This is a genomic window from Sphingopyxis witflariensis (assembly GCF_002205635.1).
GTDB lineage: Bacteria > Pseudomonadota > Alphaproteobacteria > Sphingomonadales > Sphingomonadaceae > Sphingopyxis > Sphingopyxis witflariensis.
On the sequence record NZ_NISJ01000008.1, the window covers coordinates 38069 to 61748 of the forward strand.

Genomic DNA, 23680 nt, shown 5'->3' on the forward strand with positions numbered 1-23680 from the left:
GATCAGCGCACCGCCTTTTGAAGCGCGCCGCTGCGGTGGCCCGGGCCGTCGTCGCCCGCCTTGTCGATCCTGGCCAAAATCCCTTCCAGCGCGCGACTGATCGCGGTTTGCGTCCGCACCATTTCGATCTTGGGCCAGGCGGTGCGCTGACCGGTGTCGACCAGTTCGTCGATGTCCTCCTGACGCAGATCGGAGAGGATCTTGGTCGGCGACCAGAATTTGGGTGGGCGGATAATGTTGATATCGCCGGTATATTCCTGATTGATCACCGAGCGCGCGAGATTGGCGAGGCTGTTGAGCGGCGGCACCAGTTCCAGCGGCTTCTGAAAAATCACCATATTGGCGTTGAGCCACGCCTTGAAGGTCGCCATCGAAGCGTGCTGGATCGCCTCGATCGGCGCCATCTGCTTGCGCGTGTCGGTCGCGAAAGGCAGCGCGATCGGATTCGCCTGGCTGACGATATGATGGTTGACGCCATAGAGGCGCTCGAGCCGCTTGGTCGGGATATCATGGGTCACCGACCCGTCAACCCAGCGCCGGTCGGGCTGATAGGGAACGCGGTTGCCCGCTTCGTCACGCGCCATCAGCATCACCGGCGGGAACACGCCGGGCACCGCGCACGAAGCGGCGACGGCTTCGCGGATCAGCACATTGGGCGCGGTGATCGCGTTGAGCAGCCGGCCGTTCTGATGCTTTTCGGCGGGCGCGACCGAGACGTTAAGGTGGCGGCCGCTGATCTCATAGGCTTCCTGAAAGGTCAGGTCGGGGATGAGTTCGGCGAGCCGGTCGGCGACATCGGCCGCCGCCATGCGCCGATAGTCGCGCTCGACCGCCGGGGTGGCGAGCATGCCCTGATCGAGCCAAGCGCCAATATCGCGGTCGGCGCGGGTACACACCATTGCGGCGACGATCGACCCGCCGCTGGCGCCCGACAGGATCGAGGGCAAGACGCCTTCGGACCACAGCGCCTTGGCGACCCCGACATGGAAGTAAAGGAAGCTGCCCGATCCCGACAAAAGCAGCGCCGAGCGGCCGTAACAATGCTGGGCACGGCGGAAAAAATCGCGTTTTTCGTCGCGGTCGATGCTGCGCGCCGCGGCGATCCGGTCCAACGCCGACACAACCTCCGCAACATAATCCTCGATCAGCTTTTTCGTACCGAAGCGCGCCTTCTGGTAAAGCCGTTCGTGGCCCATGCCGTCGATATTACCGTGGATGCCTTCATTGAGGACGAAGAGCAGCCCCTTCACGTCGCCCGCCGCCGACAATTTACGCAGCCGGTCGAGCCGCGCGCGGATCGCTTTATAGTCGAAATGCTTGCTCTCGTCGCTGTCACGCCACGCCTGCAATCCCGATTTCCGGTCATGGTCCCGGGCCGCTTGCGACCAGGCGGCATAGTCAGGTGCGGTCACGAGATCGCGGTCGGCGCTGAGCGTCGGGGTGAAAAACATGCGGTCGTCCTGCAAGACATGGTTTATTTTTTCTGAGTCTTGCTGGTTGCGTTGCCTTTGGCAACCGGTTTCCGCGTGACCTTCGCCGGCGCTTTCGTCGCGCCCTTCGCCTTGGGCACAGCCTTCGGCTCTGCCGTAGCGGCTTTCGCCTTTTCAGACTTGGGCACAGCCGCCATCAGATCGGCGAAGCTATCTTCGATACACTCGCGGAAAAAGGCGATGTCGGGCATGACCGCGCGTTCGGAGACGATCGAAAAGGCGATCCGGCCGTTATAGCTGGGCGTAGCGACGAACAGCCCCATATTGTTGGCGAGCGGCGCCATGCCATGCTGCGTCACAAGCTGCGCGCCCGCGAGATAGAGCGGCACCTGCGCCCCCGGCACGTTCGAGATGAAAAGATTGGTGCCGCGCACCGCGAAACGCTCGCTGGTGACGAGCCGCGCGACCGCCGCCATCGTCGCGCCCGGAATATGCTGCGACAGGTCGGTCATGATCCGCGCGCTGACCCCGGCCTTCGCCTCCTTCGCCTCGACCGTATAGTCGCGGATCGCCGCCAGCCGCGCGAGCGGATCGGCGAGGTCGCTGCGTACCGGAACACTCATCGCCGACACCTGATTGCCCGGTTTCGACGCCTTGCCACCCTTGCCGCGCAAGTTGATCGGCGCGACCGCGACCAGACTGTCCTTCGGCAACTCCTTATGCTGCGCCAGATATTTGCGCAGCGCCCCGCCGACGGTGGTGAGGACGACATCATTGACCGTCGCGCCGAGCACCTTCTTGCGTATCGCCGCGACATCGGCGAGCGCCACCGACGTCCCGTCGAACATCTTGTGCGGGCCGACCGGCGCGTTGAAGCGCGTTTCGGGAACTCCCGCAGTCATGCCACCCTCTGCGATCGATTTGCGCGCCGCGGAGATGATCGCGGGCGACATTTTCATCAGCGCGTTCATGAATTTGACCGGCGACTGCATCGACGCCGACCAGGCACGCGAGAGGGTTTCGGCGCTCGTCGGCGCGTCGCCCAGATCCTCGACCGGCGGCGGTTCGGCAATCGCGGGGGTGCCCTTCGCATCAATATCGCTCATCGCGACAAAGGCGTGGGCACCCGATGCACCGTCGACCGCGGCATGATGGACGCGGTGAAGCATCGCAAAGCTGCCCTTCGGGATGCCCGGGATCCGGTCGAGCCCCTCTATGATGTAAATGTCCCAGAGCGGCCGGTTCATATCCATCGGCTTCGAGAAATGGCGCGCGACCGCGATGCAGAATTGCCGCCAGTCGCCGGGTTCGGGCAGGCGCGCGTGGCTCATATGCGCCTCGATATCGAAATGCTCGTCCTCGACCCAATAGGGATGATCCATGTCGAACGGCAGGCGGTGGAGCCGACGCTTGAACAGAGGCGAAGTGTGGACGCGGCTTTCGACGTGGCGGATGATGTCCTTGAAACGCACAAAGCCGCCCGGCGCGGTCGAGGGATCGTAGATATAGACCCCCATGATGTGCGTCAGATTGTTCGCGGTCTGGGTGTAGAGGAACTGGGCGTCCTGCGCGCTTAGCTGCTTAAGCATCTGATCCTCCTGGGGTCGGCAAACGATCGGCGAGCGCCAGTGTCGTGAGGCGCATCGATTCCATGACATTGGCGAGCCCGCGCAATTCGATCAGCAGCGCGCGGCGCGCGATCAGGCTGTCAGGGGTCGCGGTGTCGGCAAGCCCGATGTGGCGCATCAGCGACAGGCCGTTGGCGAACAGCAATTTGCCAATCGCCGCCTCGCTGCTGATCCGGCGGAGCAGATAGGCCTGCTTCCCCTCGGTCAGCGCGGCGTCGAGCAGCGCCTTTTCATCGACCTCATCGCCCGGCCGCGCGCGCGCCAATATCTCGGCGACGACCGAATAAGCCTCGGCGAAGGGCAGCAATATCGCATGGCCGACGAGCGGTTGGCAGCGACGGATGAGCTGCGCGACGCCGCGATCGCCGCTGGCGAGGCGGCGGTCCCACACCGGGTCGATGCGTTCGAGTTCGGCCTCCAGCGCGGCGCGATGCTCGTCGCGCGGCGGATAGAAAAATTCGAATTTGAACAGATCGCGCAGCCGGTCGATCTTCGCCCAAAAGGCAGCGGTCGCATCGCGGCTGTCGGCGTCGCGCAGTTCGCACAGCGCGAGTTCGATCATCGCGCGGTCGAGAAAATGATGCGCGATGATGTTGCGATAATAGCTCGCCATCGGATGCTTGGCGGGCTCGATCGAATAGACATTTTCGCTGCCCGCCTCGTAACGCGTCAGCAGCCCGCTCGCGACGAGCGTGTCGACCGTGGCCGACAGCGCGGCGTTGTCGCTGCTTTCGAGTTCACGGCTGAGGCGGATGCCGCGCGCCCGCGCCCAATCGGTGACCGCGCCGATGGTGGCGAGCAGTTCGGCGGCGGTCACGCCGCGCGGCGCGGTGCCGAGCAGGATCAGGCACATCACCGAAGTGACGGTGAGCGGGGTCACGCGGTTCGCCTCGACCGCGACGGCGAAAGCGATTTTCTCGAGCGCGCGCTTGTCGTCGGGGGCGGGCGCCGTATCGATCACCACCGGCTCGCCGATGTCGAGCCGGATGCGCCCCGACGGTTCCTTCAGGCTCTTCATATAGCCGAGGAACCAGCTCAGCGATTCGGGCTTCTTGCTCCGACCCGTCTGTTCGGCGGCATATTCCTCGACATCGCGGATGAGGTCGAAGCTGGTCACAAAGGGCACGAAATGCACGTCGCGCGTCCCCGTTGCGTGCGCGGCGTCGAGAACATATTTCATGAGGCCATATTTGGGCGGCATCAGCTTGCCGAGCCGCGAGCGCGTACCTTCGAACGCCCAGGACAGTGGGAAACGCTTGGCGAGCAGCCACGCGATATAATGGCGCAGCACCGCCTTATAGACCGGCTGATCCTGAAAGCTGCGGCGGATGAAGATCATCCCCGAACGGCGGAAAAATTCGCCCATCACCGCAAAATCGAGATTGGCGCCGCCGAAGCTGTGGAGCATCGGCATGTCGCTCTCATAGAGCAGGCGGCTGGGCGTCGCGCCGTCGATATAGGTTTTGTGGGTGAAGAGGATGCAGGTCGGATGCTCGCGCAATATCCCGCGCAGCTTCGCAAGCTCCACCGCATCGATCTCCATCGCGGGCGCATAGCCGCCAAACATCATGCGATCGAGCCGCGCGCGCAGATCGAGGAAGAGCGCGCTCGGCCGCGCGATGACCTCCTTCATCATCGGGCGCGCTTCGCGCAGCAGGTCGGCGACGGGGCGATCAAGCGAAGCCGACAAGTCGGCGAGCGCGGCGCGGAAACGCGGGTCGGTGCGCAGACTGTCGGCAACGAAGCGCGGCACCTTGTAGCGGCTGCCGCGGATGCCGCGTTCGGCGACGTCGAGCGCCAGCCCCGCCTGCCGCGCGACGAAGCCCGCAAATTCGCCGTCGCCCTCGTCACCGCCCCCGGTCTGGGCGAGAAAACGGGCCTTGAGCGCTGCCTGCGTCGCCGCCTCCCCCACCAAAATCTGGGCGCGGCGACGGTCGCGCCACAGGATCAGCCGCGCGCGCAGCGATCCCGGCTGGCGCGGGTCACCGAAGATCAGATGGCGGAGCTTGAGCGCGCGGTCGCGCTCGAAATTGGGGATGCGCCACGCGACGCGTAGCGGCACGACCGGCCGTTCGGAGGCACCCGCGAGACGCGCTTTCAACTGATCGAGGTCGAGCGCATGATCGCCGTCGGCGATCGCCAGGCTGACCCACTCGGGTTCCTGATCGCCAGATGTCGCGTGGATCCAGTCGAGCAGCACGCGCCGCTCGACGCGGTTACGGGCATCAATGATGTAGAGACGGTCGGCCGTTTCGGTTTCCGCCGCGAGCGGCAAACGGGGCGTTCCGTCAGCCATCAATCGGCCCTCGCCATCCGGATGCCGTCCGTCATTGCGAGGGGCCGAAGGCGACGCGGCAATCTCCTGTTACCGGCCTGTTATGGCCGCTAGCTGGAGATTGCTTCGCCTCGCTCGCAATGACGGGGTGCATCATATTTTAGGTCGCTCCTCCCTTTCGTGGGGAGGCTTTCTTCGCAGGCGGCTTTTTCGTCGCCGCCACTTTCTTGACCGGGACCTTTTTCGGCGCCGGTTTTTCGGCCTTCGCCTCGGGCGGCGGCGCGTCCTTCGCCACCGATTCCGCGACCGTCTCTTCCGCCTGCCCCAACGTGCGCAGGAACATGTTGCGGACGTCGCGGACATGATTGTTCAGCGTCCGGGCGCTCCATTTCGACGTTTCGACCGGGTCGAGCACGGTGACACGCACCGTCGCAGGGCGCATCACAAACTCATTCTTCGGCGCGACATCGGTGGCGTTATGAATCACGATCGGGACGATCGGCACCCCCGCCTGCATCGCCAGATGAAAGGCGCCCTTTTTGAAGGGTTCGAGCTTGGGCGTCAGGCTGCGCGTGCCTTCGGGCGAGATGCAGATCGATTTTCCCTCGATCCTGATCGCATCGACCAGCGGCTCCATCGCCTTGATCGCGCTCTTGCCGTCGGCACGGTCGACGAAGACGGTGCCACCCCATTCCATCAACTTGCCGAGGATCGGGATGTCCCGAATTTCCTTCTTCCCCACCCCGCCCATATCGCGGCGGATGAGCTTGGCCAGGATCATCACATCGGCCTTGCTCTGGTGGTTGAAGATGAAAACGCACGGGCGCGCCGCCCACAGATTCTTCTCGCCCTCGACATCGAGTTCGACCCCCGTGATCGCGGTCGCGAAATCGCCGAACAGGCCGATCGAAAAATTGGCTGCCTCGCGCTGCGAACGGGTGAGCGCCCAGATCGGAAGCCCCGCGGCAAAGGCGCCGACGAGCGAGCCGGTGGCATAGATGGTGCGGGTATAATCGACCCAGCTTGGCGTGCCGCGGCTGCCGAAGCGCTGCACCGGCCAGCCATTTTCTTCGGCAATCGCCTTGAGTTTCAGATTGGGGTTGAGCGGGCGCGGCTTGCCGACGCGTTCGAGCAGTTCGATATCGTCGTCGCTGTCCGAATAGAAAAAGCTCTGGTCGAGATCGAGGCCATATTCGGCGGCGAGCTCCTCGGCGGCGAGCACCTTGCCCTCGCCGAAACACAAGGGCCGGATGATCTCGCCGGTGAACACCCCATCCTCAATCTCATAGGCCGAGCATTTGATATCCTCGATGCCCAGATCGCGCGCGGTCGGTTCGATCTGATAGATGGTCGCCGACGAGATGATCGCGACGCGGTGCCCCTTCGCCTGATGCGCCTCGATGATCGCACGGGCTTCAGGATAAATCTTCCGCGCGATATGCTTTTTGTAAAGTTCTTCGCCAAACTCGATGAAGCTCTCTTCCTCGACGCCCTTCATGAATTTGGCTGCGCCCGACATCAGCCCCGAAAAGCCGATGGTGCCGAGGCTGTGCTGCGCGATCACCTGTGCGGTCTCGGCGATTTCCTCGACCGACATTTCGCGGCGCTGAAATTTCTCGCGGAGCATCGCCGTCGCCGAATAGCCCGAGATGATGGTGCCGTCGAAATCGAAGAGCGCCGCAATATGCGGTCCGGGTTCGGATTGGAGAACTTCTTCCAAATGCGGTTGTGGTCTTGGCACATACCCTCCCCACAGCGGCTTGTTTGCCGCCTTGTGCCTGCACGATGGCAGGTAAGATGGGGTTAATCAATGCAGCCAGTTCACAGAAAATCGTCATTCCGGCCTCTGTGCCTGCAGGTAGTCGCAGAGGCCGGGATAACGGTCAGGGACGAAGCGCCGCCGCTTCCTTTGCCAATGCCTCGATCCGCGCTGGGTCGAGCGGCCCCGAGGGGACGACCCAGCTGCCGCCGACGCACAGCACGGGACCCAGCGCGAGCCATTCGGGGGCATTCGCGGCGCTGATCCCGCCGGTCGGGCAGAAGCGCGCCTGACCGAACGGACCCGCGAGCGCCTTCAGCGCCGGGATGCCGCCGCTGGTCGCCGCGGGGAAGAATTTGAAGCGCTCGAGCCCGAGGTCGAGCCCGCGCATGATATCGCCCGCATTGGCGATGCCCGGGAGGAACGGAATCCCGCTGGCGACCGCCGCTTTGCCGAGATTGTCGGTGAGGCCCGGCGAGACGATGAATTCGGAACCCGCATCGATCGCGGCGCCGAGCATCGCCGGATTGAGAACGGTGCCCGCGCCGACGATTGCGCCCTTGACGCTCTTCATCGCCGTGATGGCGTCGAGCGCAGCCGGGGTACGCAGCGTCACTTCAAGCACGGTCAGGCCGCCCGCAACCAGCGCCTCGGCCATCGGCACCGCATCCTCGACCCGGTCGATCACGATCACGGGGATGACGGGCGCGAGGCGCATGAGCTGGTCGATGCTTTTGTCGGTCATATTATTCTCCGTTTTAACTCAACACGCCGTTCGCCCTGAGCTTGTCGAAGCACCGTTCTTCTATTCTCGCTACGCAGAAAAAAGGACGGTGCTTCGACAAGCTCAGCACAAACGGGAAAAACTAAATTATCTGCTCCATCGCCGCGAGCATCGCCGATCCGCCCTTTTCGGCTTCGTCAGCGTGATGGCGGAACAGCGCGAACAATTCGCGGCCAACGCCGAGCGCAGGCGGCGGGGCGATGGCAGGCATGCGCGCAGCCCAGACGGCGGGATCGACGAGCGCAGTCGCCTCCCCGTTGCGCGCACAGACGCGAACCATGTCGCCGTCCTGCAAAAAGGCGAGCGGACCGCTGACCCCATCGGCGCCCGGCAGCGCCTCGGGCGACAAATGGATCACCGCAGGCACCTTGCCGCTGGCGCCCGACATGCGGCCGTCGGTGAGCAGCGCGACGCGGAAACCCTTGTCCTGCAAGACGCCGAGCGCGGGCGTCAGCTTGTGCAGTTCGGGCATGCCGTTGGCGCGCGGACCCTGAAAGCGGACGACGACGATCACATCGCGCTCGAGTTCGCCCGCCTTGAAGGCGGTAAGCACCGCATCCTGATTGTCGAAGATGCGCGCGGGTGCCTCGATCGTCCAGCGATCCTCGGCAACTGCGCTGGTCTTGATGATCGCGCGGCCGAGATTGCCCGCAAGCAGCCGCATGCCGCCGTCGGGCGAGAAGGGCGCCGCCACGGGGCGTAGCATCGCATCGTCGCGGCTTGTCGCGGGCGCGCCCTGCCAATGTAGTTCGTCATCGACGATCACCGGCTCGGACGCATAATCGGCCATCGTTCCGCCGACGGTCAGCACATCGCCGTGGAGCAGCCCGGCGCCGAGCAGTTCCTGCACGACATAGCCGATCCCGCCCGCGGCGTGGAAATGGTTCACGTCGCCCGCACCGTTCGGATAGACGCGCGCGAGCAACGGCACCGCATGGCTCAATTCGTCGAAATCCTGCCAGTCGATGATGATGCCGGCGGCACGCGCGATCGCGGGCACATGGATCGCATGGTTGGTCGAGCCGCCGGTTGCGAGCAGGCCGATCGCGGCGTTGACGATCGCCTTTTCATCGACGCAGCGCGCGAGCGGGCGGTAATCGTCGCCGTCCCACCCGATCGCGGCGAGCCGGTGGGTTGCGGCGCGGGTCAGTTCCTGACGCAGCTTGGTGCCCGGATTGACGAAGGCGCTGCCGGGCATGTGCAGCCCCATCAGCTCCATCATCATCTGGTTCGAATTGGCGGTGCCATAAAAGGTGCAGGTGCCCGCGCCATGGTAGCTCGCCGCCTCGGCCTCGAGCAGTTCGTCGCGGGTCGCCTTGCCCTCGGCATAGAGCTGGCGGACGCGCTGCTTTTCCTTGTTGGCGAGGCCCGATGGCATCGGCCCGGCGGGAATCAATATCTGCGGCAGATGCCCGAAACGCAGCGCGCCGATGAGCAGCCCGGGGACGATCTTGTCGCAGATACCAAGCAAGGCGACGCTTTCGAACATCGCATGGCTGAGCGCGATCGCCGTCCCCTGCGCAATATTGTCGCGGCTGAACAGCGACAGGTCCATTCCCGCCTGCCCCTGCGTCACCCCGTCGCACATCGCAGGCACGCCGCCCGCGACCTGCGCCGTCGCGCCGACCTCGCGCGCGAACAATTTGATCTGTTCGGGGTAACGGCCATAGGGCTGATGCGCGGACAGCATGTCGTTATAGGCGGTGACGATCCCGATGTTCATCGCCGCACCGGTACGGATCGCGGGCTTGTCCTCCCCCGATGCCGCGAAAGCATGCGCGAGGTTACCGCATGACAGACTGCCGCGATTGGTGCCTGCCTCGCGCTGGCGATCCATCAGCTCGAGATAGGCGGCGCGGCGCGGTGCGCTGCGCGCGATAATGCGGTCGGTGACCGCAGCGATGGTGGGGTGAAGGTCAGTCATAATTCAAAATCCGTTTGTCCTGAGCTTGTCGAAGGACCGTTCTTTCTTGTGACGCACAAAGAAAAAGACAGCCCTTCGACAAGCTCAGGGCGAACGGAAATTTGGGGCGCGATGATCGTTCAATCATGCCAGCTCGCCCCATCCCGCTCGATCAGCGCGATAGCGCTCGACGGGCCCCAGCTACCAGCGGTGTAGTTCTGCGGCGCCATGTCGACTGCAGCCCAGGCGTCGCGGATCGAGTCGATCCACTGCCACTGCGCCTCGACCTCGTCGCGGCGGACGAACAAGGTCTGGTCGCCCTCGATGAAATCGAGCAGAAGGCGTTCGTAAGCGATGCGGCGGCGCTCGCCCGCAAAGCTGTGCGACAGCGAAACGTCCATCGTCACTTCGCGCAGCTTGACACCATCGCGGTCGAGCCCCGGCTGTTTCGACATCACCTTGACCCGGATATTCTCCTCGGGCTGCAGGTTGATGATCATCTTGTTGGCATCGAGCCGCGCGCCACCAACATCGGCGAAGATATTGTGCGGTACCGGCTTGAACTGGATCAGCACCTCGGACTTGCGCTCGGGCATCCGCTTGCCGGTGCGGAGGTAAAAGGGCACGCCCTTCCAGCGCCAGTTGTCGATATAGGCCTTCAGCGCAACGAAGGTTTCGGTGTTCGACGGCTGGCCAAGCTCATCAGCATAGCCCGCAACCGGGGCGCCGTTCACCGCGCCGCTGCTATATTGGCCTTTGACGCTGTGCGTCTTGACGTCTGCGGCGGTCATCTTGCGCAGGCTACGCAGCAGCTTGACCTTTTCGTCGCGCACCGCGGTCGAGGTGACGCTGGCGGGCGGCTCCATCGCGATGATTGCGAGTAGCTGGAGCATATGGTTTTGCACCATATCCTTCAGCGCGCCAACGCCGTCATAGTAAGACACGCGGCCCTCGAGCCCGACCGTCTCGGCGACGGTGATCTGGACATGGTCGATCGCCTGCGCGTTCCACAGCGGTTCGAACAACATATTGGCAAAGCGCAGCGCGAGCAGATTCTGCACCGTTTCCTTGCCGAGATAATGGTCGATGCGGAACACCCGGTCCTCGGCAAAGGCGCTGCCGACCTGCGCATTGACCTCGCGCGAAGAGGCGAGGTCGTGACCGATCGGCTTTTCCATCGCGATGCGGCAGTCGGCGCAGGCGATGCCCGCAGCGGCGAGCCCCTGCGCGATCGGACCGAACATCGACGGCGGGGTCGACAAATACACGCCGACGGGCCGCGAACGACGATGACCCAACAGCGTCGCCAGATCGTCAAAGCCGGTGCCGGCACCCGCATCGACCGGGCAATAATCGATCCGTTCGACAAAGCCCGAGACAGCGGCTTCATCGAGTCGCTCTTCAGGCAGATGCTCGGCGAGCGCCGCGCGCACCTGACCGTGAAAAGCCGCGCGGTCCATCGGCGAGCGGCCCGACCCGATAATCGTGAGCGCGTCGGCGAGCAATCCGTCGAGATGGAGATTGTAGAGCGAGGGAAAGAGCATGCGCTGCGCCAGGTCGCCCGTCGCGCCGAACAAAACCAGAGTTTCGACTTTCACGCTCACAAAAATCCCCTTGATATCCCGATGAAGAAGTGGCGGATGCGCCGTGCGATTGCAACGCGCATACGTAGGCCGCATACGATGTCTCTCCATTGGCAAAAGCCCCGCGCTTGGCTTAGGAAGCGCCTCAATGATCGACGCCCCGCAACCCTATGATGTCATTGTCGTCGGCGGCGGGGTCAACGGCGCCGGGGTCGCGCGCGATGCCGCCGGGCGCGGCGCGCGGGTGCTGCTGCTCGAGGCGGGCGACCTCGCGCAGGGCACTTCCTCGGCATCGACCAAGCTGATCCACGGCGGTCTGCGCTACCTCGAACATTATGAATTCGGCCTCGTCCGCGAGGCCCTGAAGGAACGCGAAATCCTGTGGGGCATCGCGCCGCACATCATCTGGCCGCTGCGCTTCGTCCTGCCTTATCGCACCGGATTGCGCCCGCGCTGGCTGCTGCGGCTCGGCCTGTTCCTTTACGACCATATCGGCGGGCGCAAGAAATTGCCCGCGACGCGCTCGATCGACTTGCGCAAGCATGAGGCAGGCACCCCGCTCCAATCGCAATATGCGCGCGGCTTCGAATATTCGGATGGCTGGGTCGACGATGCGCGGTTGGTGGTGCTCAACGCGCGCGATGCCGCCCTGCATGGCGCGCGGGTCCGCACGCACACCCGCGCTGACATGCTGCGCTGCGAGGACGGATTATGGGTCGTCGATGCGGCGGACGATCGCGGTCACAGCTACCGCTTCACCGGCCGCAGCGTCGTCAATGCGGCGGGGCCCGCAGTGCTCGACCTGCTCAAACGCGCCGATGCCGAACCCGATCATCAGATGCGGCTGGTGCGCGGGTCGCACATCGTCGTGCGGCGATTGTTCGAGCATGACTATGCCTATTTCTTCCAGCTTCCCGACGGGCGCATCTTCTTCGCCATTCCCTATGAGCGCGATTTCACGCTGATCGGCACGACCGATCAGGACCATGACGGGCCGGCGAGCGAGGCGCGCGCAAGCGCCGAGGAAATCGCCTATTTATGCGAGGGCGCGAGCGAATATTTCCGCGCGCCCATCACCCCCGCCGATGTCGTATGGACCTATTCGGGGGTGAGGCCACTGATCGAGGACGGGTCGGGACGCCCCGAGGCGGCGACCCGCGGCTATCGCATCGACCTCGACATGGAAGAAGGCGCGCCGCTGCTCACTATTTATGGCGGCAAGATTACCAGTTATCGCCATGTCGCCGAGGCCGCCGTCGATGTGCTGGCCGAACATATACAGGCGCTGTCGGGGAAGGCCTGGACCGGCAAGGCGCCGTTGCCCGGCGGCGATTTCCCGACGAACGGCGCTGCGGCGCTCAAGGCCGAATATAAGCTCGCCTACCCCTTCCTTTCCGCCGCAGCAGTCGACCGCATCGTCAAGGCCTATGGCAGCGACGCGCGGCAATGGCTGGGCGCGGCCGACGGTTGGGACGCGCTCGGCGGCGATCTCGGCCATGGACTGAGCGCCGCCGAGGCGACCTGGCTGGTCGAACAGGAGTGGGCGCGGACCACCGACGATATTTTGTGGCGGCGGAGCAAGCTGGGGCTGCACTTCACCGCCGATGAGGTGGCGCGTCTCACGGCCTGGCTGGAGGCCCGCTCCAACTAGGGTCCGCACTCAACCACCACGCGGCCGGGGTTCGAAGCGAAATGGCTCAGTGCGAGGAGGGAAGGCCTAGGAATATGTCGATATTTCAAGCCTTCCCGGCGCGCCTTTCTGCCCGAACCGTTCGCCATTTGGGCGCCCTCCGCGCCGCAGTAATTGAGTACGGACCCTAGGTCACACCATATTGCTCGGCGAGTTTGGCGCGGCGGACTTTCCAGGTTTCGGCCAGCACCGGCACCCGTTCCAGCGCGCGAAGATCATCGGGGCGGCTTTTGGCTTCGCCGCCGATCAAGAGCGCAAACAGCGAAGACAGCGACCATTCGGGATAGGGACGCTCGACGAGTATGAGCCCGTCACCCGCCTGCACCTGCCCCGACTCGAGGACGCGGTAATACCAACCCGAACGCCGCGTCGTGACGACCCGCGCCATCACCCCCTTGACGCCAAATCGATGGTCGAGCTTCCAGCACGGCTGGCGCGCCTGACTCACTTCGACGAGCGCGGTGCCGAGACGAAAACGGTCGCCGAGGAACACGCTGTCTTCGTCGAGACCCGCGGTCGAGATATTCTCGCCAAACGCCCCCGGCCCGCCGAGCAGCGGCACGTCGCCCAGATGTTCGCGCCAGAAGGGGTAATGATCCGCGGGATAGTGATGGATCGCCTTGTCGATTCCGCCATGATGAACGCGGTCGGCCTGTTCGTCGCCGGCAAGGCCAAGCGCGCCGATCGCGACGGGTCCTGCAACGGGCCGCTTGTCGATCGCGCTCGGTTCGTCGTCGCCGCGAAAAGCGCCGACTTTTCCGTTGAGTACTGCAAGGATTTCGGCCTTCATCCGTCGATGGAATAGCCCGTTTGGCCATTTTGGCAACATGCCGCCTCGCCCAAGCACCGCGCGTCATGGTCGATAGGGAATGGTGTCGGGAAGAAGAACGCCGACCTCGTGCGCATATCGCTCCCACGCGGCCGCGAGCACCGCCTTGCGTTCGGGATCATCGAGCGACAGGCCGCGGGTGTCAGCAGCACGGCGCCGGCCAAAAGCTTCAGACGATGTTCGGGAGAGAAAGCGGTCATCATATGATGTCCCCGGGTGGCTTTTGCGCGCCCTTTCTGATGTGATGAATGGGGGCGCGGTGCGCCGCGCCGGATCGGGCAGCCGCCAGCTCGGTCCCCCACAGCGCACGGGCGGCGCTGCGTAGGGACGCAGGATAGCGAGCCAGATCCGACAGGTCGGATTGGGTCAGCAAAGGCATGATTTTCCTCGCGCCGGCGCGCAGAACGCACCGGACATGGCGTCGCAACGCCCCGCGTGAGGAGGCGCGACTGGAGAGAAGGAGGCTCGCTGCGTGGAGCGGGATGCGGTCAGTCCGCTGCCCCAAGCGCAGGATCGACGATCGTCTAAATGTCGATGCTACACATATGCATCGCAATAACCCCTTATCTGGAGGGAGAACGCAATGCCTGGCGATGTCGCCCGAGCATCACGCGCTTTAGCCGTTGGTAACGCGGAGCAAGCTGCTTCCCGATCAAAAGCCGCGGGTCAATGGGGAGAGCCTCGTCGCCCGTCTCGACCAGTCCCGAGCAACAAAGTCAACTTAAACGATTGATATTGGATTCGTCAACGATCGAAGCCGGTTTTTGCGAGGAAGAAAATCTTTCGGGCGGCGAGCCGAGGCCAGGCTTGAACCGAGGCGCTCGATTCGCCGAGGAACGACGCCCTCGCCTTGGGGCGGCGGCTTTGGCGCAATTCCACCGCGATGCCGGTTCACTTCCCCGCCGTTGACCGTTATGGCCTAGCAACACCAATCTGCCGACTTCGCTCAGGAGAAAGCCTTGCGGCACCTTGCCCGGTTCGACCTCAACCTGCTCAGAATATTCGATGCAATCTTTGCCAGAGGCGGGGTATCGGCGGCGGCGCGGCATCTGAACCTGTCGCAGCCTGCGATCAGCCATGCGCTCGCCAAGCTGCGTGACACCTTCGACGATCCACTCTTCGTGCGACAGGGGAATCGATTGGTGCCAACCCCGGCGGCGCGAGCGATCGCCGGCCCGGTGCGCGAGGCATTGCGCGGGCTTGATGTCGCGCTCGATGCCGCGACGTCGTTCGACCCCGCCGAGGCGACGCGCGAGTTTCGCATCGGCGTGCGCCTGTCGGGCGAGATGCCGCGTTTCTCGTCGCTCGTGGCGCGGGTGCGGAGCGAGGCCCCGCATGTCGCGCTGGCAAGCGTGACCTTTCGACGGCGCGATCTGGTGATGACGCTCGCGAACGGTGACCTCGACCTCGCACTCGATGTGGGCCTCCCCGCCGACGACCGGCTCCGCAGTCAATATCTGGGGACCGAACCGATCGTCGTCGCGGCGCGCAAGGGACATCCGCGTGTGGACGGCGCGATCGACCTCGACACCTATCTCTCGCTCGAACATATCATCGCGACCGCGCGGCCCTATGGTCCGGGGCTCGAGGATATGGCGCTCGAACGCATGGGTCTCGTCCGGCGCGTCGCGGTGCGTTGCCAGCATGCGATCACCGCGTGGCAGATCGTCGCCTCGTCCGACATGCTCTTCGCACTCCCGCGATCCCATGCCGAGGTGCTCGATGCAATGTGGCCGATGCAGCTCGTCGAACTGCCGCTGCCGGTCGAACAGAGCGGAAGTTATCTCTATTGGCATCAAGCGGCGCAGGCCGATCCGGGGCTTGCTTGGTTGCGCGCGATCATCGTCGAAGAGTTGGGGGCGACGGGCAAGTCATTCGCCTGACGAATATCGTATATTCGATCCTATCATTTTCTTAAATGACATGGCGCGGCTAGCCTTGGCGGCGAAATCCATTGGAGAAGATGCCCATGACCGAGATCGAACTGCAAGCCGAGCTCAACGACCTTCGAATGTCGAAGGAGGCTCAGCCGCTTTTCGACGCGGTGAAGCGCCACATCGCCGAGAATGTCGATCCGATCACCGAGGAATTTTTCCGGCTTGGCGAGGGGCGCGCAGATCGCTGGAGCTGGGCACCGGGACAGCTCGAACTGCTCGAGGGGGCGAAGAACAAGGCGAAGGCGGCGGGCCTTTGGAACTTTTTCCTGCCGCATGGCGACACGGGCACCCCCCTCAGCAACCTCGACTATGCCTATATAGCCGCCGAACTCGGCAAGTCGCCGCTTTCGTCGGAATCGCTGAACTGCTCGGCGCCCGACACCGGCAATATGGAAGTGCTCGAAATGGTCGGCACCCCCGATCAGAAAGAGCGCTGGCTGAAGCCGCTGCTCAACGGCGAAATCCGCTCGGCCTATGTGATGACCGAACCCAATGTCGCCTCATCCGACGCAGGCAATATCGAAACGAGTGCGCGGCTCGAGGGCGATGAATGGGTCATCAACGGCGAGAAATATTTCATCAGCGGCGCAGGCGATCCGCGCTGCAAGATCCTGATCTGCATGGTCCAGACCAACCCCGAAGCTGCACGGAAGGCGCAGCATTCGCAAATCCTGATCCCGATGGACACGCCCGGCGTGCAGGTGCTGGGCCCGATGCGCGTCTTTGGCGACGACCACGCACCGCAGGGCCATATGCACATGCGCTTCGACAATGTCCGCGTGCCCAAGGATAATATGCTGCTCGGCGAAGGCCGCGGGTTCGAGATTTCGCAGATGCGCCTCGGGCCGGGCCGCATCCATCACTGCATGCGTACGATCGGCAAGGCCGAGGTCGCGCTCGACCTGATGGTAAAACGCGGCAATTCGCGCACTGCCTTCGGCAAGCCGCTGTCGCAGCTCGGCAAGAATATGGAGGTTATCGCGCGGGCGCGGATCGATATCGAAGCGATGCGCCTGATCGTGCTCAAGGCCGCAAAGGCGATGGATCTGCTCGGCAATCGCGAGGCGCGCGTCTGGGTGAGCATGGCGAAGGCGATGGTTCCCGAACGGGTCTGCCAGATCATCGATCAGGCGATCCAGATCCACGGCGCGACCGGTATTTCGCACTGGACCCCACTCGCCGACCTCTATGCCGATGTGCGCCACCTGCGTTTTGCCGACGGTCCCGACGAGGTCCACTATATGGTCGTCGGCCGCGACGAACTCGGACGCCACTGATCGCGCGGGCGGTGGCCGACGGTCACCGCCGCGACACCGCTGCTATTGCGCCGCCGCAATCTCCGGCCGGCCGGTGGGTTCAGTCAAGCCGTCCTTCTCCCTCAGCCTGTATTTCACCGGCAATGACTTGATCCCGCTGACGAACGCCGCCTCGGTATAGATCGCCGGACCATGGGGCTCGATCGTCTCCACCTTGTCGAGCAGAGCATGGAAGAAGGCCTCGATCTCCAGCTTCGCGAGAAACTGCCCCAAGCACATATGTGGGCCATAGCCGAACGCGAGGTGGTTATTTAGACCTCGATCGAGACGGAACATATCCGCCTGCTCGAATGCCGCTTCGTCGCGCGTTGCCGCGCCATAGCTCAGCATGACATGGTCGCCCCGCCGAAGCATCACCCCGCCCAGCTCATAATCCTCTACCACATTGCGAAAGAAATGCTTCACCGGTGCGGTCCAGCGGATCGCCTCATTGGCGAATGATTTGACCAGATTGCGATCGGCGCGAAGCCGTTCGATCTCGCCGGGCATGTCCATTAGCGCCTTCAGGCCTCCGGCGATGGACGCCGCCGTCGTGTCATGCCCCGCGGTCGCGATGATGATGTAATAGCCCATCCGCTCGGCGGGCGTCATATCGCGGTCGCCGGGCCTGCCATTGGCGATCAGCGTCGCCACATCGTCGCGCGGATTGGCCTGACGATCCTTCGTCACTTCGTCGAAAAACGCTACATAATCCTGATTTACCGCAACCAGATGCTCGGCCTGTGTCATGCCCGGCCGGACGATATCGGGGTCGGACGATCCGAACAGCTCATGCGTGAGGTGCAGCATGCGCGCCTCGTCGGTCTCATCGATGCCGAGGATCGTCATCGCGACGCGTAGCGGGTACCAAAAGGCAAGGTCGGCCGCGAAGTCGCATGCGCCGCCCAAGTCGTCGAGACGCGACACATATTGACGCGCCAGATCGCCGATCAGCGCCTCGAGCTTGCGGATATTCTTGGGCAGGAAATAATTTTGCGTCAGACCGCGAAGCTCCTGATGCCGCTCGCCATCGATGACGACGAGCGAGTAGACCCCCGCTTCGAACCCGAAATATTGCCGGTTTGCCTGTTCGACCATGATCGGCATCAGCGTGTTCCGGGGCCCCGCGTTGAATATCTCCGGCTGGCGCTCGATTTCGCGAATGGCCGCGTGGCGCGACACCACCCAAAAGGGCCGAAATCCCTCAGGCTCCGCCCGGGCGACCGGATGCTCGGCGCGCAGCCAGGCATAAAAACTTTGTAGCCGCGCCGGGTCACCGTACAGCTTCGGATTGGCGATATCGTTGATCTGAAAGTCCATTTTCAGCCCTGTCTTTGGTCAATCGGGAAGGAGTACGGCCTTGATGCAGCGCCCGTCATGTTGGTCGCGCGCCGCATCGTTGATTTGCGACAGCGGATAGGTAGTCACCATGCGATCGAACGGCAGCCGGCCGGCGCGATGATGATCGATCAGTTCGGGGATGAAGGTCGCAGGGTCGCTATCGCCCTCGATAATCCCCATGACCCGGTGCCCGAAGGTCATCAACGTGTTGATCTCGACCGGAAGGGCGGTGCCCGGCGCGGCGATGCCGACCAGCCCCAAAAGGCCGCGCGGGGCGAGGCTCGACAGGATCGCGCGCAATATGTCGGGCCGCCCGGTCGTATCGAGCGCATAGCCAACGCCTTCGGCTATGATCGCACGGATCGCTGCGGCCAGATCATCCACGGCAAACGGGTCGATCACATGTGTCGCCCCGAACTCAAGCGCCAGCGCGCGGCGTTCAGCATGCGGTTCGACAAGGATGATCACCGCGCAGCGGCGGATCACGGCGCCCATCACGGCGCTGAGCCCAACCGAGCCGCCGCCCGCGATGACCAGCGCCGAACCGGGCTCGCAGGCCATCGATCGCATGATCGCCCCGGCCCCGGTCTGGATACCGCAGCCCAACGGGCCCGCCAGCTCCAGCGGAAAATCATCGGGCACGCGGACCAGATTGCGCGCATAAGTGAGGGCGTGCGAGGCGAAGGAGGATTGGCCGAAGAAGTTCGAGGCGACGGGCGCCGCACCATCGTGAAGCGCCGTCGATCCATCGGGCCGCATCCCCGCATAGTTAAGCTGCGGCATCGTCTGGCAATAGGAAGGATAGCCCGCGCCGCACTGCACGCAATTGCCACACGAGCGAAAGCTGATGGCGACCCGGTCGCCCGGGGCAAAGTCCGCCACCGCATCGCCGACGCGCTCGACGACGCCCGCCCCCTCATGCCCGAGGACGACCGCCCCCGCATAGCCGAAGGCCCCGGCCTGTGCGACGATATCGGTGTGGCACAGGCCAACCCCTGCGATTTTCACCAGAATCTCATCGCTCCGCGGCGCATCGAGCGTCAGGTCGCGCAGCGTGAAGGCTTCGCCCGCGCGATCGACCACTGCGGCGTGAACGCTCTGCGTTTCGCTGCACATCAGCTATTCCCCCAATATTTGTCGCGGATGAGCCGTTTGTAGAGCTTTCCAGTCGGATGCCGCGGCAATTCCGTGGTAAAATCAATCCGGCGCGGCATCTTCACGCCCGACAATTGGGGACGCAGCCATTCGGTAAGTTCGGCCGCAAAGGCGGGCGTGGCGTCGGTCTGGTCCTGCGGCTGAACAACCGCGACGACCGCCTCCCCCATCTCGGAATGCGGTGCGCCGATGACCGCGACGTCGCTCACTTTGGGGTGGACCGCGAGCAGGTTTTCAATCTCCTGTGGATAGATGTTCACCCCACCCGAGATGATCATGAAGCTCTTGCGATCGGTGAGATAGAGATAGCCGTCTTCATCCACCCAGCCCACGTCGCCGATCGTCGTCCAGCCATGCGCATTGGTCGCCTCTTCGGTCTTGGCGGAGTCGTTGTGATAGGCGAAACGCGATCCGCCTTCGAAATAGACCGTACCTTCCTCACGCGGCGGAAGCAGCTCACCCGCCTCGTTGCAGATCCGCAGCGCACCGACGACAGCACGACCGACCGAGCCGGGACGGGCCAGCCATTCGGCCGAGGAGATCATCGTCATCCCATTCGATTCGGTGCCGGCATAATATTCGAGCAGGATCGGTCCCCACCAATCGATCATCGCCTGCTTGACCGGCACCGGGCACGGCGCCGCGGCGTGGATGGCGAGACGAAGCGAGGAAAGGTCGAAGCGTGCGCGGACGTCCGCCGGCAGTTTCAGGATACGAATGAAATGGGTCGGCACCCACTGGCTGTGCGTGACGCGGTGCCTCTCGATCGCCCGAAGCGCGGCTTCGGCATCGAATTTCTCCATCACGACGACTGTTCCGCCCAGCCGATGCACGAGCATACTCCAGCGTAGCGGCGCGGCGTGGTAGAGTGGAGCGGGCGTCAGATAGACACTCTCCGAACCGAAACCGAGACGATCGGCGACATCGGTCAGCGACGTCGGCGCCGCGATCGACGGATCGTCCGGCAGCGGCGGCTTGATCCCCTTGGGCCGTCCCGTCGTCCCCGAGGAATAGAGCATGTCGGTCCCGCCGCGTTCGTCAGGCACCTGCGATGCCAGTTCGGCGTCAGCTTCGTCATCCCACGAGCGATAACCTTCGCCGCCTTTGCCCAGCGCGAACAAGCTTACGTCCGGCAACAGCGCGGGGAGCGCCGCGGCGATCCGTTGGTCAGGAGAGACGATCAGCAGCTTCGCGCCGCTGTCCTTCACGATATATTCGACCTCAGCAGGGGTGAGCTGGGTCGAGATGCAAACATAATAGAGCCCAGCCCGCTGCGCCGCCCAGGCGAGCTCGAAATATTCAGGGCGATTCTCGATCAACATCGCAATCACATCGCCGTGGCCCAGTCCTTCGCGACGGAACAAACGGGCTCCCTGGTTCGAGCGTGCATCAAGTTCGCCATAGCTCAGCGTCCGGCCACTTGCCGCCATCACAATGGCGGGCTTTTCGGACGCATGACGGGCGTGGATCGAGGGGTGCATCTTCAGACTCTCAGTTCTTCCTTAGGGGGCCTCGCGCCGGCAGCCGGAGCCGGGCCGATGCCCGGCTCCACTTTCCGCGCGGCGCAACCGCCGCGCCATGTTTCAGAAGCTTCCGCGCAGCGTGACGCCATAGGTGCGCGGGGCTGACAGATAGGCGTTTTCGTCGCCGGTCTGGATCGGGGTGTTAAACGACAGCGTCGGATAGGCCTTGTCGAACGCATTCTGGATCCAGCCCTCAATCTGCCAGCCGCCACCTTCGGACTTGAGGCCCAAATTGGCGTTCATCGTCCCGGCCCCACCGCGCCGGGCGGACGATGCGGTGTTGATGAACTGGCTGGACGAATATTGATATTGGACGCGGCCGGTAACGCCGAGGTCATTCGTCACCGGCTGATCAAGGCTGAGGCTGACATTGCCTGCAAACTTCGAGGCATAGCGAAAACGCTGCCCCGACAGCGCCGCCGCCAGATTGGGGTCGGTGCCGTAACGCGCGCGCGGCAGCCAGATACCGTCAACGCCGAGCGTCAGGCCGGGCGTGATCTCGAACAGAGATTCGATTTCGGCACCATAGGTTTCCGCCGACTTGGCGTTCAGAACGGTGAACTGAAGCCCGACGAACTGCGCGACCTGAAGGTCAGATATATCGTTGTAGAAGAAGGCGATGTTGGTGCGCGCGCGGCGATCGAGATAATCGAGCTTTGCGCCAAGCTCGATCGCGTTGACCGTTTCGGGCTTGAAGCGCGGATCGAGCACGACGGCACCGGGGAATTCGGCCGGATTGTTGAGGCGCGTACCGCCCCCGTTCGAGTCAATGTTGACCCCGCCCGCCTTGAAGCCGCGATTATAGGTCAGATAGATCATCGCACCGTCAGTGGGGCGGAACTGAACGCCGGCGGTGCCGCTCAGCGCCCGATCGGTCGTCGAGACGTCATAGGAGGGGCCCGGCTGGACGCCGAGCAGGCGGAAGGCGTCGTTCAACTGCGGCCGGTAAAAGCTGTTGCGAAAGGCACCCTCTTTCTTCTCGATCGAATAGCGCAGTCCCGCGATCAGGCTGACCTTGTCACTGATATCGGCATTGAGATGCGCGAAGGCTGCGTAAGATGTCGCATTGCCACGCATCCGCTCGCCCGCCCACTGGCCCGGTGCGGCGTAGGCGGTTCCCGGAGGCGCGTTCAGGGCGCCGAACAGCGCGTCCATATAGGTCTGTCCCTGGGTGCCCCATGACAGATCGCGGGTCATGTCGAGCCGCTCGTCGGAATAGAAGAGGCCGAAGACATAATCGGCGTTCAGCGCCTCAACCTCGCCATTGAAGGTCAATTCCTGCGAAAAGAACTGGCTCTTGAAGGTTTCGTCGAGCTCGAAAATATCGGCGCCCGAGAAATCGGCATCGGCGCCGATCTGCGCGAGATTGAACTCGCGCAGCGCCGTCACCGACTTCAATGTCCCGCTGCCGATACCGATATCGACGAGCAAGGTGCCGCCATAATCCTCGATCCGCTGGCGCGAATTGGCGCTCAGCACCTGCTGGCGGTCCTTCAGCCGCTTCGACGGCAACTTCATTCCGCGCGCCAGCGTCAGCCCGTCGACCAGCGGCTGGGTCGGACCATCGATATAATCGACCGTCGCATAGCAGCAGTCGCCGGTGGTTTTCGAATAGTCGCCGATCACCCGCATCGAGAAATCGTCGCTCGGCTCGATCAGCAATTGCGCCTTATACGCCTGTGCATTGAGGCTGTTGTAGCGCCGCCCGCTGTTCGGGTCGCGGACGAAGCCATCATCCTCGGTATAGAGCGCCGCCACCCGAAGCGCCGCCACGTCGCCGAGCGGGACGTTGACCGCGCCCTTGACGTCGAGGGCGTTGTAACTGCCGTAGCCAAGTTCGTAATTGCCGGTCAGTTCCCCGATGTCGGGCGCCGTAGAACTCACGAGCACCGCGCCGGCCGATGTGTTTTTGCCGAACAGCGTTCCCTGCGGCCCGCGCAGGACTTGAAGCGAGTCGATGTCGAGGAAATTCTGCAATGCCGATGCGGCGCGCGTCCGATAGACACCGTCGATGAAGATGCCGACAGCCCCCTCGAAGGTGCGGCTGTTCCCCGTCGTGCCGAGCCCGCGGATCACGACATTCGCGCTCGAGGAGGAGATGTTCGACGCGCGAAACTCGATGCTCGGCGAAATATTCGAGATATTGGCGATATTCTCGATACGCGCGACCGCCAGCGCTTCGGAATTGGCGGCGGTGATCGCGACCGGAACATCCTGAAGACGCTCTTCGCGGCGCTGTGCGGTGACGAGGATTTCGGTGAGCCCCTCTTCACCGGTTGCTGCGTTTTCGCCGCCCGCCGCAGCGTTCTGCGCAAAGGCCGGAACGGCAAGGAAAGCCGCGCCGGACAAAAGAAGCGCGCTCATCGCACGCACAGAGAGCCTATTGAGATCCTTCATAACATCCTCCTCATTTATGGTTTTCTTATCGTTTGTGTGAAAAGTATATATACGTCCAACAACTGTCAACCGAACGACGTGAGGATGGCGCGCGATCCGCACAGTTCACGCGAGAAACTTCTGATTAGAAAAGGAAACTATTGGACCAGGA

At 63.6% G+C, this 23680-nt stretch carries 15 protein-coding genes; 3 read left to right on the plus strand and 12 right to left on the minus strand.

The features are described 5' to 3' along the window. Window positions 1–2: 2 nt before the first annotated feature. From CDQ91_RS14315 to zwf, 7 genes are all read right to left on the minus strand, one after another. The gene (locus tag CDQ91_RS14315) at window positions 3–1451 is read right to left on the minus strand and encodes a DUF3336 domain-containing protein (protein ID WP_088473546.1); all 1449 of its coding nucleotides are present in this window, start codon (window positions 1449–1451) and stop codon (window positions 3–5) included. Between the two features lie 23 nt (window positions 1452–1474). Next, complete coding sequence (locus tag CDQ91_RS14320) at window positions 1475–3019, minus strand: wax ester/triacylglycerol synthase family O-acyltransferase (RefSeq protein WP_088473412.1); 1545 nt, start codon at window positions 3017–3019, stop codon at window positions 1475–1477. After that, window positions 3012–5354 (minus strand): glycerol-3-phosphate 1-O-acyltransferase, encoded by a 2343-nt coding sequence (locus tag CDQ91_RS14325; protein ID WP_088473413.1) that lies wholly within the window; start codon window positions 5352–5354, stop codon window positions 3012–3014. Before CDQ91_RS14325 ends, CDQ91_RS14320 begins: the two co-directional genes overlap by 8 nt. Window positions 5355–5493: 139 nt before the next feature. After that, complete coding sequence (locus CDQ91_RS14330; RefSeq protein WP_237245992.1) at window positions 5494–7053, minus strand: HAD-IB family hydrolase; 1560 nt, start codon at window positions 7051–7053, stop codon at window positions 5494–5496. A gap of 163 nt (window positions 7054–7216) precedes the next feature. Beyond that, the gene (eda, locus tag CDQ91_RS14335) at window positions 7217–7837 is read right to left on the minus strand and encodes a bifunctional 4-hydroxy-2-oxoglutarate aldolase/2-dehydro-3-deoxy-phosphogluconate aldolase (RefSeq protein ID WP_088473415.1); all 621 of its coding nucleotides are present in this window, start codon (window positions 7835–7837) and stop codon (window positions 7217–7219) included. A 121-nt stretch (window positions 7838–7958) separates the two neighbouring features. After that, window positions 7959–9800, minus strand: a complete 1842-nt coding sequence (gene edd, locus CDQ91_RS14340; protein ID WP_088473416.1) for a phosphogluconate dehydratase — start codon at window positions 9798–9800, stop codon at window positions 7959–7961. A gap of 119 nt (window positions 9801–9919) precedes the next feature. Then, window positions 9920–11383 (minus strand): glucose-6-phosphate dehydrogenase, encoded by a 1464-nt coding sequence (gene zwf / locus CDQ91_RS14345; RefSeq protein WP_272897618.1) that lies wholly within the window; start codon window positions 11381–11383, stop codon window positions 9920–9922. 127 nt (window positions 11384–11510) lie between these two features. Here zwf and glpD point away from each other — a divergent pair, with 127 nt between their 5' ends. Beyond that, complete coding sequence (gene glpD / locus CDQ91_RS14350; RefSeq protein ID WP_088473418.1) at window positions 11511–13013, plus strand: glycerol-3-phosphate dehydrogenase; 1503 nt, start codon at window positions 11511–11513, stop codon at window positions 13011–13013. A 166-nt stretch (window positions 13014–13179) separates the two neighbouring features. Here glpD and CDQ91_RS14355 read toward each other — a convergent pair whose 3' ends face one another. After that, complete coding sequence (locus tag CDQ91_RS14355; RefSeq protein WP_088473419.1) at window positions 13180–13842, minus strand: MOSC domain-containing protein; 663 nt, start codon at window positions 13840–13842, stop codon at window positions 13180–13182. Between the two features lie 998 nt (window positions 13843–14840). On the opposite strand from CDQ91_RS14355, the gene CDQ91_RS14365 reads away from it, so the two are divergent. Next, window positions 14841–15764 (plus strand): LysR family transcriptional regulator, encoded by a 924-nt coding sequence (locus CDQ91_RS14365; protein ID WP_088473421.1) that lies wholly within the window; start codon window positions 14841–14843, stop codon window positions 15762–15764. Window positions 15765–15850: 86 nt separating this feature from the next. After that, window positions 15851–17095: an acyl-CoA dehydrogenase family protein gene (locus CDQ91_RS14370; protein ID WP_174688511.1), complete on the plus strand. Its 1245-nt coding sequence runs from the start codon at window positions 15851–15853 to the stop codon at window positions 17093–17095. A 42-nt stretch (window positions 17096–17137) separates the two neighbouring features. On the opposite strand, the gene CDQ91_RS14375 is transcribed toward CDQ91_RS14370, so the two are convergent. The 4 genes from CDQ91_RS14375 to CDQ91_RS14390 form a co-directional block, all read right to left on the minus strand. After that, a complete protein-coding gene (locus tag CDQ91_RS14375) occupies window positions 17138–18433 on the minus strand; it encodes a cytochrome P450 (protein ID WP_088473422.1) in 1296 nt (431 codons plus the stop codon). Between the two features lie 18 nt (window positions 18434–18451). Further along, window positions 18452–19570 (minus strand): NAD(P)-dependent alcohol dehydrogenase, encoded by a 1119-nt coding sequence (locus CDQ91_RS14380; protein WP_088473423.1) that lies wholly within the window; start codon window positions 19568–19570, stop codon window positions 18452–18454. Beyond that, complete coding sequence (locus CDQ91_RS14385) at window positions 19570–21090, minus strand: acyl-CoA synthetase (protein WP_088473424.1); 1521 nt, start codon at window positions 21088–21090, stop codon at window positions 19570–19572. The genes CDQ91_RS14380 and CDQ91_RS14385 overlap by 1 nt, the downstream gene beginning before the upstream one ends. Window positions 21091–21192: 102 nt before the next feature. Continuing rightward, window positions 21193–23529, minus strand: coding sequence for a TonB-dependent receptor (locus CDQ91_RS14390; protein ID WP_237245993.1), 2337 nt, complete (start codon window positions 23527–23529; stop codon window positions 21193–21195). Window positions 23530–23680 lie beyond the last annotated feature (151 nt).

Excerpts from the sequence above, each read along its gene's own strand:
- CDQ91_RS14390 (WP_237245993.1), bottom strand. The coding sequence starts at position 23,529 with ATGAAGGATCTCAATAGGCTCTCTGTGCGTGCGATGAGCGCGCTTCTT.
- CDQ91_RS14380 (WP_088473423.1), bottom strand. The coding sequence starts at position 19,570 with ATGTGCAGCGAAACGCAGAGCGTTCACGCCGCAGTGGTCGATCGCGCG.
- edd (WP_088473416.1), bottom strand. The coding sequence starts at position 9,800 with ATGACTGACCTTCACCCCACCATCGCTGCGGTCACCGACCGCATTATC.
- CDQ91_RS14320 (WP_088473412.1), bottom strand. The coding sequence starts at position 3,019 with ATGCTTAAGCAGCTAAGCGCGCAGGACGCCCAGTTCCTCTACACCCAG.
- glpD (WP_088473418.1), top strand. The coding sequence starts at position 11,511 with ATGATCGACGCCCCGCAACCCTATGATGTCATTGTCGTCGGCGGCGGG.
- CDQ91_RS14325 (WP_088473413.1), bottom strand. The coding sequence starts at position 5,354 with ATGGCTGACGGAACGCCCCGTTTGCCGCTCGCGGCGGAAACCGAAACG.
- CDQ91_RS14385 (WP_088473424.1), bottom strand. The coding sequence starts at position 21,090 with ATGCACCCCTCGATCCACGCCCGTCATGCGTCCGAAAAGCCCGCCATT.
- CDQ91_RS14315 (WP_088473546.1), bottom strand. The coding sequence starts at position 1,451 with ATGTTTTTCACCCCGACGCTCAGCGCCGACCGCGATCTCGTGACCGCA.
- CDQ91_RS14375 (WP_088473422.1), bottom strand. The coding sequence starts at position 18,433 with ATGGACTTTCAGATCAACGATATCGCCAATCCGAAGCTGTACGGTGAC.
- eda (WP_088473415.1), bottom strand. The coding sequence starts at position 7,837 with ATGACCGACAAAAGCATCGACCAGCTCATGCGCCTCGCGCCCGTCATC.
- CDQ91_RS14355 (WP_088473419.1), bottom strand. The coding sequence starts at position 13,842 with ATGAAGGCCGAAATCCTTGCAGTACTCAACGGAAAAGTCGGCGCTTTT.
- CDQ91_RS14370 (WP_174688511.1), top strand. The coding sequence starts at position 15,851 with ATGACCGAGATCGAACTGCAAGCCGAGCTCAACGACCTTCGAATGTCG.